We start from the raw sequence: 17130 nt of genomic DNA, 5'->3' as shown, positions 1-17130 counted from the left end.
AGATTTTAGCTTAACTTGAAAATCTTTTTAAGTTAAATACCATAAAAAGAAGATATATCACATAGTTCAATAGATATGCAATATTGGCTCCTTGCAAACCGAATTTTTTAATGAAGAAATAACCAAGTATAACAAACGTTGATGAAAAGATTAGCTCAGTAGATATAAACCATTTTGTTGCATTTCGGGCAATCATTGGAAAAGCATAGAGCCAACTGGCAATTTTAATTACATCTCCAATTAACTGTATTGCAAATAAATCCCTAGCTTGCCGAAACTGTTCTGTGAAAAGAATTGTAATAGATATATCGCGTAAAAAATAAATACACACGGCCATAATAGTCACTAATGGCAAAATGACTTTTGCTGTGTTTTTTATTTCTAGCTTAGTATTTTCAAAGCCTTTGATAGTTGATAGTTTAGGTAGATAGTAGGCACTTAGAGCCATAGTGCAAACGCCTAGATAAACTTCAGAGATTTTCCACACAGCTTGCCATTGCCCAGCCAAATCCCAACCGACATGGCTTACTAATATATTACGCAGCAGAACTAAGGATACCGGCATAGCTAGTGCAGTTGCACTAGCCATGAGGATATAGCCACCTATAGCTCTATATGCTTGCTTAGGGGCAAGTCCCCACCAATACCTAAACTTTAACCAAGGTTGCCTTAGTGAAAAAAGAATAAGGACTAAACCAATGAGTGCGGACTGTAATGCTGCTGAAAGTAGCGCCCCATTCAGATTGGCGTATATGATCAAGATTATCATACAGGTACCTGACACTATTGCCGATACCATCCCGAGGGTCACATATAGCTTATAGCGCTGCTGTCCGTTAATTACAGAGTTAACCAGGGAACCTATTGCTGTTAATGGCAAAGCAATAACTGTGACATAAATTATCCATTTATATGACTGCTCTCTGAAAAGAAACAAAGAAAGACTTTGGGCTGAAATTAATCCTACTGGAATTAATATGCATGAGAGTATTAAAGCCCAATGTAGTGCAGCTTTCCACCACGGAGAGCAAGCTTCATAGCCTTGCTCATTGAATTCTGCGGTATAACGTACAACTCCGTTACTTACCGGGGCATTTATTACCCCGTTAAAGCCATTCACCAAGCTCTGTACCTGACCGAGCATAGCCATGCCTGACGGTCCAGCATAGATAGCGACAACTTTGGCAATAATAAACCCTATTGCCATCTTTACTAGCGTCAATAAACCTGTCATCGCAGTGACTTTTAATAATTTACTCATACAGTAAATTCATTCAAAGCTTTAATCACTACGTTTATATCCTCCGAACTCATAGTGGGATCTAAAGGTATAGATAAAACTTGTTCATGGATAGCCTCCGTTATTGGAAGTGATAGCTTATACCACTCTGCATATGCTTTTTGTTTGTGGGGTGGGATAGGGTAGTGAATTAATGATTGAATATTACTATTTTCTAAATGGCGTTGCAGTAGATCACGATGTTTTGTTTTCACTACAAACAGGTGCCATACGTGACCAGCCTCATGAGATACAAATGGCAAGGTTATTAAATCGTTATTAATAGCGGCTAGGTATTTTCTAGCTATCTCTTGCCTAGATTTTATTTCATCATTTAGATAGTTAAGTTTAACACTTAGCATCGCTGCTTGTAATTCATCAAGGCGACTATTAACGCCTGCATAGATATTTTCATATTTTTTATGGGAACCGTAATTACGAAGTGCTTGAATGACACTTGCCAATTCATCGTCATCTGTCGTAATAGCACCAGCATCACCTAAAGCTCCCAGGTTTTTACCGGGATAAAAGCTAAAGCCCGCAGCATGTCCCCATGTGCCGGCCTTTTTAGCATTAGTTTCTGCTCCATGTGATTGAGCACAATCTTCTAAAACCAATAGGCTATATTGTTTTGCAAGATCCATTATTTCGGGCATAGGAGACAACTGGCCGTATAGATGTACTGGTAGGATTACTTTTGTCTTATCGGTAATTTTGGCGTGAATATTTTCAATCGAAAGATTAAATGTTAGCGGATCTGGCTCAACCAAGATTGGTTTTAAATTATTAGCAGTAATAGCTAAGATAGATGCAATGTATGTATTTGCCTGAACAATGACCTCATCGCCATCGTGGATCTTACCCATCTCTTTCCAAGCGCGAAGAACAAGTGTTAATGCATCCAATCCATTTGCAACACCAATTGTATGTTTTACACCACAGAATTTTGCAAACTGTTGTTCAAACTTGGCTAATTCATCGCCCATAATATACCACCCAGAGTCAATAACTCGTGAGCAAGCTGCTTTCAACTCTTTTTCATATCTTGCGTTGATTGATTTTAAATTCAAGAAGCTGATCATTATTTATTCTCTTTAATGACGATGTTATTAGGGGTTAGTGAATGGTGCAATAACTAATAAACATATTGATAATTGTTATATGGTTGCTACTGACGAGTTAAACACATCTTAATAATATATTAAATAATGTGCTATCAACTAATTTGCTTTAAAAATTCATCATAGTTTCTTACATAATCAGATTCGTCATAGTATTGATCTGCAAGTACCATCAGGACACAGTCGTCAGAAAAATCGTACATTTCTCGCCACATAAATGATTCGATGAGTAATCCTTGGCCAGGGTTATCTAATACGACCTCTATCTTTTCTTTACCATCATCTAACAAAAATCGGCATGACCCCCTTACTGCAATTGCTACTTGTTTTAAGCATTTGTGTGCATGAAAACCACGTCTTACTCCAGATTTAGTGCTAAACATGTAATATACTCGTTTAATTGTAAACGGAATATTTTTACCTTCTTCAAGTGAAACAAGAGAACCACGTTCATCACCATGAGTTTGAAGTGGTATTAGTTTAATATCCATGCTTTCCCCCACCACTAAATATTACTTTTAACATTACCGACTCTAGTCAGAAAGAACGATCGTTATATTCGCTGTAAAGTCACATATCTATTTTTTGTGTGCCATATTAATTGTATGCTGTACTAGCACTACAGCAATGCCACAAATTAAACCCGCGAACGCACCCAATATTAATATCAAAATTGTCTTAGGTGCATCTCGTTGAGTTGGTAACAATGGACTTAATTCATATGAGTACGATTGAGCTTCGGCTTTTTTCTGCTTTAATACAGCTAGTTGCTTTAATTCATTTTCGATTTGATAGTAGCGTACAGAATATAAAGGCTCAGATTGCTGTAATTGTTCTAATTCGGCAGCTATTATTTTCTCTCCTATCATAAAATGATATTTATTAGTTGAATCTACATTACCTTCTTTATCTGAAAAGCTTGAGTAGAGAGAGCTATTAATACCACCTTTCCGTGCAATGGCCAGAGCGTTTTGTAATAACTTTATTTCTGATTTACGTTTCGCTTTTGCATCAAAAATAATATCCTGACGCTCTTTCTGTAATTTGTTAACTCTCGCGTTAATGTTATTCAATAATTCCGAGTTGACCACGTTAAATGTTTTTTCATTAGTGATCTTAATATAATTCTCCAACAGGTTTTTTGCAGTGCTTGCATCGTCTGCTTGTATTGAAATGATTAAGCTTGACTCGTCTTTTATATTCTTACTTTCTTTGACATTTAATTGTTTCTCTGCTGCTTTGAGAAGCCAACTCTGTTTCTCCTCAGCACTGTTAAGTTTTTTAATACTTCTTTGATAATAATCACTTTTTTGCAGAAATGCCATTTTCTCATCAGTCATACTCGCAAATTCAATAAATTCATTGAATAGTTGCACACTTAAGCTCTTTGGCTCAACGACTTGATCAATTATCAATCCGTAGTCACGACGCAACTCTAAATAATTACCCAATTGAGCAACTCGTGGAGGTAATAATACGGCAGTAGCGGTCCATTTTTCTTTAGCTATAAAAGTATATATTGCTGCAATCGATATAAAACTTACTATTATTGCTATGATCAACCAACGTTTACACCATAGTAGTGATAGCAATGTGAAGAAACTTGTTTCGTTATTATTATTAAAAGGTAAGTACGGAGAAAAACCATCTGTTTTAGTATTTGTACTATGAACTGGAGATGGTGGAGAAGGAAGTCGCTCAGACATAAAACACCCTATTACTGTATAAAATCAGAAAATCCAGGCTTTGTGAAAGAAAATAGGCATTATCTTAAATTGCTATATTTGCTTAAGGCACGCTACCGCCCTTGGCGTGAAGCAACCAAAGTACTTGAAACCAAGTCTGTACGGCGTCAAGAAAAATATTGCGCCGATTGTCAAGTCTATGCCTATACGCTGTGGGAAGAATCTTCTAAAAAGACTGCATTATAGCATTTGGCAAACTTTTTTCAGCAAAAACTATTAATAAAAATGTTGCAACAAGGCTGCTCACACTCAGATAAGTTTTCGTTAATCAGAGCAAGGTTGTGAGCGTTTTTTGCTCAAATTAGGAGTGTGATTGATGTGTAGATCGGTCAGCAAGCGAAAATGGAGTCCTACGCTTGGCATTGGATCAGCGTTCATATAAATTATTTAAGCAGTTCTTGAAGAGGTGGGCCCTCGTTGTGTGATGTACCTGAATCCATGCTACTAGAAGTATCAATGGTATAGTTGAACATTTTTTCAATATAAATCAGATGAGCGGTCCAACTTTCACGACATCTAAGTGTCAAAATGTGAGTATCAAACTCAGAATTAAGGATGACGAACCCTAAAATATCTACCTTCGCTAGAAATGATATAGAGTTGGCCTAATGTAAGCACTATTCATTCCCATTCTGTGACCTATCGCACCAATCACTACCCACCGCCCTCAATCCTGAGTTAACATGTGAGCCACATCAAAAAACCTGTTGGCCGTGAGCCGTGATGCAGGTGTTATCTTCAGACAGGAGTTCCTAATGTCCAAACAACAAATCGGCGTTGTCGGCATGGCGGTAATGGGCCGCAATCTGGCATTGAACATCGAAAGCCGTGGTTACACCGTTTCTATCTTTAACCGTTCAGGCGACAAAACTGACGAGGTTATTGCTGAGAATCCGGGTAAAAACCTGGCCCCTTACTACACCGTCGAAGAGTTTGTCGCATCGTTGGAAAAGCCGCGCCGCATTTTGCTGATGGTGAAAGCGGGCGAAGCGACGGACAAAACCATTGCCTCTCTGACTCCGCACCTGGAAAAAGGCGACATCCTGATCGATGGCGGTAACACTTACTATCAGGACACCATCCGCCGTAACCGTGAACTGTCTGCTCAAGGCTTCAACTTCATCGGCACCGGCGTTTCCGGTGGTGAAGAGGGGGCGCTGAAAGGGCCTTCTATCATGCCGGGTGGCCAGAAAGAAGCGTACGAACTGGTGGCTCCGATCCTGAAGAAAATCGCTGCCGTAGCCGAAGGTGAGCCTTGTGTGGCCTATATCGGCGCAGACGGTGCCGGGCACTATGTGAAAATGGTGCACAACGGTATTGAATACGGCGATATGCAGTTGATTGCAGAAGCCTATTCTCTGCTGAAGCAGGCGCTGAACCTGAACAACGAGCAACTGGCAGAAACTTTTGCCGACTGGAACAAAGGTGAACTGAACAGCTACCTGATCGACATCACCAAAGACATCTTCACCAAGAAAGACGAAGAGGGTAAATACCTGGTCGACGTGATCCTGGATGAAGCAGCTAACAAAGGCACCGGCAAGTGGACCAGCCAGAGTTCACTGGATCTGGGTGAACCGCTGTCGCTGATTACCGAGTCGGTGTTTGCGCGTTACCTGTCCTCGCTGAAAGACCAGCGCGTTGCGGCATCCAAAGTGCTGACCGGCCCGAAAGTCGCTGCCTTCAGCGGCGATAAAGCCGAGTTTGTAGAAAAAGTGCGCCGCGCTTTGTACTTGGGCAAAATCGTTTCCTATGCGCAGGGCTTCTCACAGCTGAAAGCCGCTTCCAAGGAAAACAACTGGGATCTGAACTACGGTGAGATCGCCAAGATCTTCCGTGCCGGTTGCATCATCCGCGCTCAGTTCTTGCAGAAAATCACCGATGCCTACGCGGAAAATGCCGACATCGCTAACCTGCTGCTGGCCCCTTACTTCAAGCAGATTGCTGACGAATACCAGCAGGCGCTGCGTGATGTGGTTTCCTATGCGGTGCAGAATGGCATCCCGACGCCAACCTTCTCTGCGGCGATCGCCTATTACGACAGCTATCGCTCAGCGGTGCTGCCTGCTAACCTGATCCAGGCGCAGCGTGACTACTTCGGTGCTCATACTTACAAACGTACCGACAAAGAAGGCGTATTCCATACCGAATGGATGGAATAATCCCGATTGTTAAATGATAAAAAGCCGCCGAGGTTAACGCCCGGCGGCTTTTTTTTATTGGGAATGTAAAAACACCGATTTTAGTACTCGTGATGAGTCACCAGAAAGAACCCAATAAACGCGATCGGTTCCCCTGATGGGCATAGAAATCTAAACAAGTTGCCAATAGACAGCCCCGTCGCCTCCTACGGGCGGAGTATCATGGCTGGCTGCGGCTTTGGTGCGTGAAATGTGCACTGAACGGGTCCCCTCTCCCAAGGGAGAGGGGACCCGTTCAGTGCACAGATGTGTAGATACCTATGCCCTATAGGAGAGGGCTAGGGTGAGGGGGTATGGTGGCTAAGCCGGTACTACTTCTGATGCCGTTCCCGCAGGCGGCCAATCACCTTGCTTAAGTCCAGCTCCTGATCCTGCAGCAACACCAGCAGGTGATAGATCAGGTCAGAGGCTTCGTTGGTCAGCTCTTCGCGATCGTGCACCGTGGCGGCCAGAGCGGTTTCTACCCCTTCTTCACCGACTTTCTGCGCAATACGCTTGGTGCCGCTGGCGTACAGCTTGGCGGTATACGAGCTTTCTGGACTGGCGGTTTTGCGCGAGGCCAACAACTGCTCAAGCTGATACAGGAAGCCCCAGTCGCTGCTGGCCGGGTGGAAGCAGCTATTGTTGCCCAAATGGCAGGTTGGGCCGATCGGGTTCGCCAGGATCAGCAGAGTGTCGTTATCGCAGTCTGGCGTAATGCTCACCACGTTGAGGAAGTGGCCGGAGCTTTCGCCTTTGGTCCACAGCCGCTGTTTGGTGCGTGAGAAAAACGTCACCTTGCCGCTCTGCTCGGTCACCGCCAGCGCTTCCTGGTTCATATAGCCGAGCATCAACACTTCGCCAGAAACGGCATGCTGGACGATCGCCGGCAGCAGATTGTCGGTTTTTACCCAATCCAACTGATTTCTTTGTTGTTCTGTTAACACAAACGCATCTCCACGCCACGTTCCGCCAGGAACCTTTTCAGTTCGCCGATATTAATGATTTGCTTATGGAATACCGAAGCGGCCAACGCACCGTCAACGTCCGCATCGCGGAAGGCTGCCAGGAAGTGCTCCATGGTGCCCGCACCGCCAGAGGCAATCAGCGGCACTTTGCACACGTCACGCACTTTCCTCAGCTGTTCCAAATCATAACCGTTGCGCACGCCGTCCTGGTTCATCATGTTAAGCACGATCTCCCCGGCACCGCGTTTCTGCACTTCTTGCACCCAATCGAGGGTTTGCCACTCGGTCACCCGGGTGCGGCTTTCGTCGCCGGTATATTGGTTGACGTGATATTTGCCGGTTTCGGCCTCATACCAGGTGTCGATACCGACTACGATGCACTGCACGCCAAAGCGATCCGCCAGGCGGCTGATCAGGCTTGGATCGGCCAGTGCCGGTGAGTTGATGGAGATTTTGTCCGCGCCAAACGACAGGATCTGGCTGGCGTCTTCGATGCTTTTGATGCCACCGGCCACGCAGAAAGGAATGTCGATCACTTCCGCCACCCGCGATACCCAGCTTTTATCCACCACGCGCCCGTCGCTGGAGGCGGTGATATCATAAAACACCAGTTCGTCGGCGCCTTCTTGCGCATAGCGGCTTGCCAGCGGCACGATGTCGCCAATGATCTCGTGATTGCGGAACTGCACGCCTTTCACCACTTGCCCATCTTTCACGTCCAGGCAGGGAATTATCCGTTTTGCCAGCATGCGATTGCCTCCTCGACGCTGAATTTACCGTCCAACAGGGCGCGCCCGACGATCACCCCTTCGACACCGCTGCCGCGTAACTGAGCGATATCATCCAAGTTGCCGATGCCGCCAGAAGCCTGGAAGGCGATCTGCGGATAGCGCTCGCACACTTCCTGGTACAGCGCCACGTTGGAACCTTTCAATGTGCCATCGCGCGAAATATCGGTGCACAGCACGTGCTTCAGGCCGAACGGCAGATACTGTTCCACCACCTGTTCCAGCGTGGCGTCCGAGTTCTCTTGCCAGCCGCTGATGGCTACGCGCTTGGTGCCTGCGGCATCAATGCGCACGTCCAGCGCCAGCACCATGGCATCGGCACCGTAACGCTCGAACCAGCCCTGCACCATCTCCGGCTGTTTCACGGCGGTGGAACCAATCACCACGCGGGTGGCACCGGCTTCCAGCAACGCGGCAACGTCCTGTTCATTACGAATGCCGCCGCCAACCTGCACCGGCACGCTGACGCCAGCCAGCAGCTTGCGCAGCAGCGGGATCTGGCGCGCTGCCGGGTCTTTAGCCCCGGTCAGGTCCACCAGATGCAACACCTGTGCGCCCTGGCGCTGGTAATCCTGCAGGCGCAGCAACGGGTCGTTGCCATAGTCGCGCTGCTGGCCGTAATCCCCCTGATGCAGGCGCACCACGTTGCCATCGATCAAATCCAAAGCGGGAATAATCATGTTGCCTACATCTCCAGAAAGTTTTTCAGCAGTTGCGCTCCGGCCGCGCCAGATCGCTCGGGATGAAACTGCACGCCAAAGAAGTTGTCTTTTTGTACGGCGGCGGTGAATGGCTCGCCGTAGTTCGCCTGAGCGATGGTGCTTGAGCATATCGGCATCGCATAACTGTGAACAAAGTAGAAGTAAGCACCGTCCTCGATGCCGCGGAACAGGTGGTTACCTGCCTGAGATGTCACCTGATTCCAACCCATGTGTGGCAACGGCAGGCCGAGATCGCTCATCTGCTTCACCGGGGTGTCGATAATGCCCAGGGTTTTGATGCCGCCGCTCTCTTCGCTGCTTTCTGCCAATAATTGCATACCGAGGCAGATGCCCAGCACCGGCTGGGTGCAGGCTTTGATCAACTCGATCAGTTCACGCTCTACCAACTGTTTCATGGCTGCCTGCGCGGTACCCACACCGGGCAGAAACAGCTTGTCGGCGCGCAGCACAATCTCCGGGTTACGGCTCACTTTGGGCTGATAACCCAGCCGCTGCACCGCGTAGTTTACCGAAGAGAGGTTGGCGCAACCGGTGTCCAGGATCACCACGTTCATCACAGCACCCCTTTCGAACTCGGGAGGGTGTTACCCTCAACGCGGATCGCCTGGCGCAGCGTGCGGCCAAACACTTTAAACAGGCTTTCGACGCGGTGATGATCGTTTTTGCCCTTGGTTTTCAGGTGCAGGGTGCAGGCCATGGTGTAAGACAGCGAACGGAAGAAGTGCTCGACCATCTCGGTGCTGAGATCGCCCACGCGCTGGTAGTTAAACTCTGCACGGTATTCCAGATGCGGGCGGCCAGAGAGATCCATCGCGCAGCGCGCCAGGCACTCATCCATCGGCAGCACAAAGCCAAAGCGTGCAATACCGCGTTTGTCGCCCAGCGCCTTGTTCAGCGCTTCACCCAGCGCCAGCGCGGTGTCTTCCACCGTATGGTGATCGTCGATGTACAGATCGCCATTCACCTGAATATCCATGCGGAAACCGCCGTGGGTGGCGATCTGATCCAGCATATGGTCGAAGAAGCCGACGCCGGTCTTAATCTTGCTGCCACCTTCACGATCCAGCCAGACGTTTACGTCAATCTGCGTCTCTTTGGTCACGCGGTTAACGTGAGCGTGGCGATCGCGCTGGGTTAACTGCTGGGTAATGGCTTTCCAGCCCAGGGTTTCACGCTGGTACAGCAGCCCCTGAATGCCCATATTGTTGGCCAACTGGATATCGGTCCGGCGATCGCCAATCACGTAACTGTTGGCGGCGTTCATCACGCCTGGCTGCAGATAGCCTTTCACCATGGCGATTTTTGGCTTGCGGCATTCGCAGTTATCTTCCGGCTTGTGCGGGCAGATCAGGATATCGTCGAATTTCACCCCCTGTGAACTGAGGATCTGCATCATCAGGTTGTGCGGCGGATCGAAGGTTTCCTGCGGGAAGCTGGCGGTGCCGAGGCCGTCCTGATTAGTGATCATCACCAGGGTATAACCCGCCTGCTGCAACGCCAGCAGGGAAGGGATTACGTCCGGCTCCAGCGCCAGTTTATCTAAACGGTCAACCTGGAAATCTTCAGGTGGCTCAGCAATCAGCGTGCCGTCGCGGTCAATAAAGAGGAATTTCTGGCTCACATTGGCTCCTTTGTGCCAAGCAGGGGTTTGAGTGCGTCAACGACGCGTTGGCATTCTTCACGCGTGCCGATGGTAATGCGCACGCAGCCGGCAAGACCAGGCTGTTTATGCTGATCGCGCAAGATAATGCCCTGATCCCACAGCGTTTTAAACACATTACTGGCAGCATTGCAGCGCACCAGCAGGTAGTTGCTTTCGCTGGTAAACACCTGCTCAACGCAGGGGCAGTCTTGCAGTGCCTGCTGCAGCCAACTGCGGTTGGCGCTGATTTCCGCCACCCGCTGGCGCATCTGGCTGAGCCCTTCGGCACTCAGCGCCTGAGCTGCGATATCGGCTACCGGAGTAGAGAGCGGGTAGGGGGCGATCACTTTCAGCAACAGGGCGATGACCTCGGCATTAGCCAGGGTAAAACCGCAGCGCAGGCCAGCCAGTGCGAAGGCTTTCGACAGCGTGCGCAGAATCACCAGGTTAGGGTAGTCGCTCAGCCAGCCTGCAACAGAAGCCTGCGGGCAGAATTCGATATAAGCTTCGTCCACCGCGACGATCGCCTTGCCAGCTGCCATCTCCAGCAGTGCACGCAGGTCGTTCGGGTCCAGCAGATTACCGGTCGGGTTGTTTGGGCTGCAGGCGTAGATCAGCTTGACGTTGTCCAGGCTGGCAGCGATGGCGGGCAGATCGAGCTGCCAGTCGGCTTTGGCGGCCACGGTACGGCGCTCAACCCCAAAGGTTTCGGCGCTGACGGCGTACATGCCATAGGTTGGCGGGCAGAACAGAATGGCGTCTTTGCCCGGTTCACAGAAGGCGCGGATCAGCAGTTCGATGCCTTCATCGGCGCCACGGCTGACCAGCACCTGATCCTGATTCACCCCGGCGTAAGCGGCATAGCGCTCGATCACCAGCGCCGGTTGGCATTCCGGGTAGCGGTTAAAGGTTTGCGCGGTTAGCTGAAACTCTGGCGCGACCGGGTATTCGTTAGCATTCAGCCATACGTCACCTTTGCCACCCAAACGGCGTGCCGACTGGTAGGGCGTTAGCTCGCGCACGTTTTTACGTGCTAATTGTTCAATGCTCATGCTTGCTCCTTCAAGGCGGCGACGCGTAAGGTCACGGCGTTCTTGTGGGCGATCAGTTGCTCGGCCGCCGCCAGCGTTTCGATGGTAGCAGCCAGATTCATAAAGCCCTGCGGCGTCAGTTCCTGCACCGTCATGCGCTTCTGGAAATCCGCCAGCCCCAGGCTGGAGCAGGTGGCGGTATAGCCGTAAGTTGGCAGCACGTGGTTGGTGCCTGAAGCGTAATCCCCGGCCGATTCTGGCGACCAGTCACCAAGGAACACCGAACCGGCGCTGGTAATGCTGTCAACCAGCTCGCGTGCGTTACGGGTTTGAATAATCAAATGTTCTGGGCCGTATTGATTACTGATAGCGATACATTCGGCCAAATCCTGCGCAACGATCAACCGGCTGCTGGCCAGCGCCTGGCGAGCGGTTTCTGCACGTGGTAATGTTGCCAACTGCTGCTCAACCGCTGTTGCTACCGCTTGCGCCATGGCGGCATCCGGCGTCAGCAGGATCACCTGCGAATCCGGCCCGTGCTCGGCTTGCGACAGCAGATCGGAGGCGACAAACGCCGGGGTCGCGCCGCTGTCGGCGATCACCAGTACTTCGGAAGGGCCTGCGGGCATATCAATTGCCGCACCGTCCAAGCGCTGGCTGATCTGGCGTTTAGCTTCGGTGACAAAGGCGTTGCCCGGCCCGAAGATTTTTGCCACGCGCGGTACGGAATCGGTGCCGAACGCCATCGCAGCAATCGCCTGCGCGCCGCCGACCTGAAACACTTCCTGCACGCCACACAGCTTGGCGGCATAGAGGATCTCGTCGGCAATCGGCGGCGGTGAGCACAGCACCACGCGGCGGCAACCGGCAATGCGCGCCGGAGTAGCCAGCATCAATACGGTAGAAAACAGCGGTGCTGAACCGCCAGGGATGTACAGCCCCACCGAGTCGATCGGGCGGGTCACCTGCTGGCAGCGCACGCCGGGCTGGGTTTCGACATCCACCGCCGGCAGTTTTTGCGCATTGTGGAAGGTTTCCACATTGGCGACGGCGATCGCCATCGCCTGCTTGATTTCGTCACCCAAACGGGCACAGGCCTGTTCGATCTGCTCCGCAGTGACGCGCAGCGCACCCACTTCGGTTTTATCAAACTTGGCGCTGTATTCACGCAGCGCGCTGTCACCGTTGGCCTTCACGTTATCGAGGATCTCGCGCACCGTGCGGGTGATGCTGTCCGAAGCGGAGATCGCCGGGCGCATCAGCAGCTCTGCACGCTGTTGCGCGTTGCAGGCAGCCCAACTGACGACGGTATTGAAGTTCGACATGGCGTTACTCCATCATCTTCTCAATTGGCAGCACCAGAATGGAGCTGGCACCCAGAGTTTTCAGTTTTTCCATGGTTTCCCAGAACAGGGTTTCGCTGCTCACCATGTGCATCGCGACGCGGTTTTGTGCACCGGCCAACGGCAGAATGGTGGGGCGTTCGGCACCCGGCAGAAGGGCGATGATCTCATCCAGGCGATCGCTCGGTGCGTGCAGCATGATGTATTTGGATTCGCGCGCTTGGATCACGCCCTGAATACGGGTCATCAGGCGGTCGATTAACTGCTGTTTAGCCGCAGGCATTTCGCCGTCGCGCTGGATCAGGCAGGCTTTGGAGCGATAGATTACTTCGACTTCACGCAGGCCGTTGGCTTCGAGCGTCGCACCGGTGGACACCAGATCGCAGATGGCGTCCGCCAAGCCCGCGCGCGGGGCCACTTCCACCGAACCGTTCAGCAGGCAGGATTTAAAACGAACGCCTTGTTTGTCGAGGTATTGCTTCAGCAGGTGGGGGTAAGAGGTGGCAATGCGGGAGTCTTGCAGGCTTTGCGGGCCGGTATATTCGCTGTCCAGCGCGGTGGCCAGCGACAGGCGACAAGCACCGAAGTCCAGGCGGCGCAGGGTGAAGTAACGTGGGTCTTCGCCTTGTGCGCGGCGGTTGAGCAGCTCTTCTTCCAGCACGTTTTCACCGATAATGCCCAGATCCACCACGCCATCCATCACCAGCCCTGGAATGTCGTCATCACGCACGCGCAGGATATCAATCGGCATATTCTCGGCGAAGGCAATCAGGCGTTGCTGCTGCAGGTTGATCTTGATACCGCAGCGGGCCAGCAGTTCCTGAGAATCTTCACTCAGGCGGCCTGATTTCTGCATTGCTATCCGTAAACGTGTTTTATCCAACATGGTAACCTCTGTTTAATCTGTAATTTTATGAATTTATTGTAAAAACTATTTTTCTGTCTGTCCGGAGCCAAAAAAAAACCCTCGGAAGGTATCTTCCGAGGGCTTTCTCTTGCGTTTGTTTGGTTCTACGCGCCACTGGAAGATTTTAAACCGTCTTCCAGCACACATCGCCCGAAAGACTAGTCTGGGTGATGGTGATGATGGTGGTTGAACTGAACGCGAATCATGTGTTTTCTCTTTTAAAGTAAATCAGTCAGTGCTGAGTTGCTGATTAACCTAAACTATCAGTACGGTCCCGCGCAACTGTTTTTTATCATCATAAATTTAATTCATTGAAACAGGCTGAATTATTCGCTCGCTACAGCTTTACCTAACCTTTACTTGAGTTGATTGTATCCCTATGTTGAGTGGCGTAGCCTTATTCACCAAGCGTTGTTATCTTCAGGAGAGGGTGTTAATGAAAAAAGTCGCCATTATTGGCCTGGGTTGGTTAGGCATGCCGCTGGCTTTATCGTTAATGAGCCGCGGATTTGAGGTGGTGGGCAGTAAAACCACGCCGGATGGTGTCGAAGCCGCGCGCATGAGCGGTATTGAATGTTACCAGCTCGAACTGGCACCTGAACTGATTTGCGAAGCTCAGGATCTGGAGCAACTGCTTTACGCCGACGCATTGGTAATCACGCTGCCCGCCAGGCGCACCATAGAGGGCAGCGAAGGCTACTTTAATGCCGTGCGCATGCTGGTTGACAGCGCCATGGCGTTTGGAGTGCCGCATATTATCTTTACCAGCTCGACCTCGGTGTACGGCGATACCACCGGCACGGTGCGTGAAGATTCACCGCTCAAACCGGTAACCCCTTCTGGGCGGGTGCTGGCAGAACTGGAGCGCTGGCTGCATGAGTTGCCGAATACCTCAGTCGATATTTTACGCCTGGCGGGCCTGGTGGGCACCGATCGGCACCCGGGCCGTTTCCTGGCGGGCAAGGTTGATGTTAAAGGCGGTTCGCAAGGGGTGAATCTGGTGCATCAGGATGATGTGATTGCTGCCATCCAACTGTTGCTGAAATTGCCTAAAGGGGGGCATGTTTACAATCTTTGTGCACCTGGGCATCCAATCAAACGTGAGTTCTATCCGGCACTGGCAGCGCAGTTGCATCTGCCTCCGCCGCAGTTTGCCGAAGAACCGGAACAGGAAGGGCGACTGGTGGACGGCAGCCGGATCTGCAAGGAACTGGGGTTTGAATATCAATACCCAGATCCGGTGCGCATGCCGATCGGCTAAATCGACTTTTCAGCGCAGCGTGCTGCAATGCGGCACGCTGTCGGCCAGATCCGCTAACAGCGCCGCCAGCGATCTCTTCGGCTCACCGGGGCGGACAACCAGGCTTAGTTGCGCCTGATAGGTGAGTGATTGCCCCCCTAACTGCTTCATTAACCCCTGTTCAACCCAACGGCTGGCAAAGTGGGTAGGCAGGTATCCCAGATATTCCCCACTGAGGATCAGATGCGCCACGCTTTCCATGTGATAAGCCATGGCACCAAAATTCAGCGGTGCGATAGGGCACAGCTGCTGTGCCAGTAGGTAACCGCGTTTTACCCAGCGAGCATTTTCGATTTGTGCGTGGTTGGGGGCATCCAGGTTAAACAGCGGGTGCTCGCTGCCGCAGTAAATCGCCTGCGACTCCTGACACCAGGGGTGATAGACCAATTCATTCAACTGTTGGCCGAAATAGCCAATCCCCAGATCCAATTGCTGGTTCAATAATCCTTGCTCGATCTCTGCGGGGGAACAGATGCGGCATTGAAACTGCACGTCCTGACGGCGGCGGCGGAACTGCCTGATGGCCTGGCTGAAAGGCAGCCCCGGCAGGGAGACCAGGTTATCCACCAGGCCGATTAACAGATCGCCGCTTAGCATGCCATTGAGCGACTGGCTGACCCGCGTAAAGTCGCGTGTTGCATTAAACAGCGTGCGGCAGGCGCTTAGCATTCTTTCCCCTTTGGGCGTCAACTGAAAGCCAGAGCGGCCGCGCTGGCACAGCCTGAACCCCAAGCGCGTTTCCAGCGTACTGAGATGCGTGCTGATGGTGGATTGATTCATCGTCAGGGCATCTTGCGCTGCGCTAACCCCTCGAGCCTCCGCAACGGCCACGAAGACTCGTAGCAGTTTGAGATCGACATCGCTGAGATTGGTGATCATCTTCGCTCTCCCTGAATTATCGCAATTTAACGTTGCGGCAACATTTTTAATGCGCGCGTGAGTGACAGGCGCTTTCTTCCTCCTTTATGTCTGCGAATGAAATAAAAATCAACGGGTCAAGGTGTTATGACACATTGGCTTTTTCAATGCTTACATTAAAAACCGGGAATAGTAACCTGGTGCGGTTAGGGCATAGGCTGTGATTGTTATGAAAATGTTATTTATCTGGTCATTACCTGACAAGGAAAACCTATGCTCAATCAACCTCAAAGCGGTAATCAAATGCCGCGTTTTGCTGGTCTGCCGACCATGATGCGTTTGCCTGCTGCCGATAGCGCGCAAGGGTTGGATGCCGTCTTCGTGGGGGTTCCTCTGGATATCGGAACCTCCAATCGCAGCGGCACGCGTTTTGGGCCGCGGCAAATCCGCCAGGAGTCGGTGATGCTCCGTCCTTACAATATGGGGACCGGGGCGGCACCGTTTGAGCAACTGCAGGTTGCCGATCTGGGCGATATCGCCACCAATCCTTATAACCTGGCAGACAGCGTGCGCCGCATTGAACTGGCGTATGACCAGATCCTGCACCACGGCTGCATTCCTCTCACGCTCGGCGGCGATCATACCTTGACGTTGCCTATTCTGCGCGCGATAGCACGCCAGCATGGCCCGGTCGGGCTGATTCATATCGATGCGCACTCCGACACCAATGACGAGATGTTTGGCGAAAAACTGGCGCACGGCACTACCTTTCGCCGGGCTCATGAAGAAGGCCTGTTGGCCCCGCAGCGGGTGGTGCAGATTGGCCTGCGTGGCAGTGGCTATGCCGCACAGGATTTTGACTGGTCAAGGCAGCAGGGGTTCCGCGTGGTGCCAGCGGAGGCCTGCTGGTATCGCTCGCTTGCTCCGTTGATGGCCGAAGTGCGCGAGCAAATGGGGCAGGGGGCGGTTTATCTCAGTTTTGACATCGATGGGCTGGATCCGGCCTTTGCCCCAGGAACCGGTACTCCAGAGGTGGGGGGATTATCGGTCTGGCAAGGGTTGGAGATTGTCAGGGGATGCCAGGGGCTAAACCTGGTGGGTGCGGATCTGGTGGAGGTTTCCCCGGCTTACGACGGTTCAGGGAATACCGCCTTGCTGGCGGCCAATCTGCTGTTTGAAATGCTGTGCGTGCTACCGACTAAGCGTTCTCAATAACCCAATGAATAACAATATGATAGGGGGTATT

Annotated in this window: 17 protein-coding genes and 1 other annotated feature; of the genes, 3 read left to right on the top strand and 14 right to left on the bottom strand. The window is 51.0% G+C overall.

Features of this window, described 5'->3' with window-relative positions:
* Window positions 1-10 precede the first annotated feature (10 nt).
* The 4 genes from WG891_RS20575 to WG891_RS20560 all read right to left on the bottom strand — a co-directional run bounded on the left by WG891_RS20575 (window position 11) and on the right by WG891_RS20560 (window position 4106).
* The gene (locus WG891_RS20575) at window positions 11-1261 is read right to left on the bottom strand and encodes an O-antigen translocase (protein WP_337264303.1); all 1251 of its coding nucleotides are present in this window, start codon (window positions 1259-1261) and stop codon (window positions 11-13) included.
* Window positions 1258-2361, bottom strand: a complete 1104-nt coding sequence (locus WG891_RS20570; protein WP_337264304.1) for a DegT/DnrJ/EryC1/StrS family aminotransferase — start codon at window positions 2359-2361, stop codon at window positions 1258-1260. The genes WG891_RS20575 and WG891_RS20570 overlap by 4 nt, the downstream gene beginning before the upstream one ends.
* Window positions 2362-2495: 134 nt before the next feature.
* Window positions 2496-2891 carry a sugar 3,4-ketoisomerase gene (locus tag WG891_RS20565; protein ID WP_337264305.1) on the bottom strand — a complete coding sequence of 132 codons (396 nt, stop codon included), beginning with the start codon at window positions 2889-2891 and terminating at the stop codon, window positions 2496-2498.
* A gap of 87 nt (window positions 2892-2978) precedes the next feature.
* Window positions 2979-4106 (bottom strand): LPS O-antigen chain length determinant protein WzzB, encoded by a 1128-nt coding sequence (locus tag WG891_RS20560; RefSeq protein ID WP_337264306.1) that lies wholly within the window; start codon window positions 4104-4106, stop codon window positions 2979-2981.
* Between the two features lie 794 nt (window positions 4107-4900).
* On the opposite strand from WG891_RS20560, the gene gndA reads away from it, so the two are divergent.
* Complete coding sequence (gene gndA, locus WG891_RS20555) at window positions 4901-6307, top strand: NADP-dependent phosphogluconate dehydrogenase (protein ID WP_337264307.1); 1407 nt, start codon at window positions 4901-4903, stop codon at window positions 6305-6307.
* Window positions 6308-6657: 350 nt separating this feature from the next.
* On the opposite strand, the gene hisIE is transcribed toward gndA, so the two are convergent.
* The 9 genes from hisIE to hisL all read right to left on the bottom strand — a co-directional run bounded on the left by hisIE (window position 6658) and on the right by hisL (window position 13932).
* Window positions 6658-7272 (bottom strand): bifunctional phosphoribosyl-AMP cyclohydrolase/phosphoribosyl-ATP diphosphatase HisIE, encoded by a 615-nt coding sequence (gene hisIE / locus WG891_RS20550; protein WP_337264308.1) that lies wholly within the window; start codon window positions 7270-7272, stop codon window positions 6658-6660.
* Window positions 7266-8042: an imidazole glycerol phosphate synthase subunit HisF gene (gene hisF / locus WG891_RS20545; RefSeq protein ID WP_337264309.1), complete on the bottom strand. Its 777-nt coding sequence runs from the start codon at window positions 8040-8042 to the stop codon at window positions 7266-7268. The genes hisIE and hisF overlap by 7 nt, the downstream gene beginning before the upstream one ends.
* Window positions 8024-8761 carry a 1-(5-phosphoribosyl)-5-[(5-phosphoribosylamino)methylideneamino]imidazole-4-carboxamide isomerase gene (gene hisA, locus WG891_RS20540; protein WP_337264310.1) on the bottom strand — a complete coding sequence of 246 codons (738 nt, stop codon included), beginning with the start codon at window positions 8759-8761 and terminating at the stop codon, window positions 8024-8026. The genes hisF and hisA overlap by 19 nt, the downstream gene beginning before the upstream one ends.
* 5 nt (window positions 8762-8766) lie before the next feature.
* Window positions 8767-9357 (bottom strand): imidazole glycerol phosphate synthase subunit HisH, encoded by a 591-nt coding sequence (gene hisH, locus WG891_RS20535; protein ID WP_337264311.1) that lies wholly within the window; start codon window positions 9355-9357, stop codon window positions 8767-8769.
* Window positions 9357-10424 carry a bifunctional histidinol-phosphatase/imidazoleglycerol-phosphate dehydratase HisB gene (gene hisB, locus WG891_RS20530; protein ID WP_337264312.1) on the bottom strand — a complete coding sequence of 356 codons (1068 nt, stop codon included), beginning with the start codon at window positions 10422-10424 and terminating at the stop codon, window positions 9357-9359. The genes hisH and hisB overlap by 1 nt, the downstream gene beginning before the upstream one ends.
* Window positions 10421-11497 (bottom strand): histidinol-phosphate transaminase, encoded by a 1077-nt coding sequence (gene hisC / locus WG891_RS20525; protein WP_076942333.1) that lies wholly within the window; start codon window positions 11495-11497, stop codon window positions 10421-10423. The genes hisB and hisC overlap by 4 nt, the downstream gene beginning before the upstream one ends.
* Complete coding sequence (hisD, locus tag WG891_RS20520) at window positions 11494-12801, bottom strand: histidinol dehydrogenase (RefSeq protein WP_337264313.1); 1308 nt, start codon at window positions 12799-12801, stop codon at window positions 11494-11496. Before hisD ends, hisC begins: the two co-directional genes overlap by 4 nt.
* 4 nt (window positions 12802-12805) lie before the next feature.
* Window positions 12806-13705, bottom strand: a complete 900-nt coding sequence (gene hisG / locus WG891_RS20515) for an ATP phosphoribosyltransferase (RefSeq protein WP_337264314.1) — start codon at window positions 13703-13705, stop codon at window positions 12806-12808.
* Between the two features lie 69 nt (window positions 13706-13774).
* Window positions 13775-13909 (bottom strand) — a sequence feature (His leader region).
* Window positions 13885-13932, bottom strand: coding sequence for a his operon leader peptide (hisL, locus tag WG891_RS20510; protein ID WP_187495778.1), 48 nt, complete (start codon window positions 13930-13932; stop codon window positions 13885-13887). (Overlaps the previous feature by 25 nt.)
* Before the next feature lie 230 nt (window positions 13933-14162).
* On the opposite strand from hisL, the gene WG891_RS20505 reads away from it, so the two are divergent.
* Complete coding sequence (locus WG891_RS20505; RefSeq protein ID WP_337264315.1) at window positions 14163-14987, top strand: SDR family oxidoreductase; 825 nt, start codon at window positions 14163-14165, stop codon at window positions 14985-14987.
* A gap of 9 nt (window positions 14988-14996) precedes the next feature.
* Here the strand turns inward: WG891_RS20505 and WG891_RS20500 are convergent, their stop codons facing one another.
* Window positions 14997-15905 carry a LysR family transcriptional regulator gene (locus WG891_RS20500; RefSeq protein WP_337264316.1) on the bottom strand — a complete coding sequence of 303 codons (909 nt, stop codon included), beginning with the start codon at window positions 15903-15905 and terminating at the stop codon, window positions 14997-14999.
* Window positions 15906-16157: 252 nt separating this feature from the next.
* On the opposite strand from WG891_RS20500, the gene speB reads away from it, so the two are divergent.
* A complete protein-coding gene (gene speB, locus WG891_RS20495; RefSeq protein WP_337264317.1) occupies window positions 16158-17099 on the top strand; it encodes an agmatinase in 942 nt (313 codons plus the stop codon).
* Window positions 17100-17130 lie beyond the last annotated feature (31 nt).

Origin of the sequence: Serratia sp. MMO-28 (genome assembly GCF_037199905.1) — a bacterium.
Classification (GTDB): Bacteria; Pseudomonadota; Gammaproteobacteria; order Enterobacterales; family Enterobacteriaceae; genus Chania; species Chania oryzae.
This window is presented reverse-complemented; position numbering and strand designations above follow the sequence as displayed.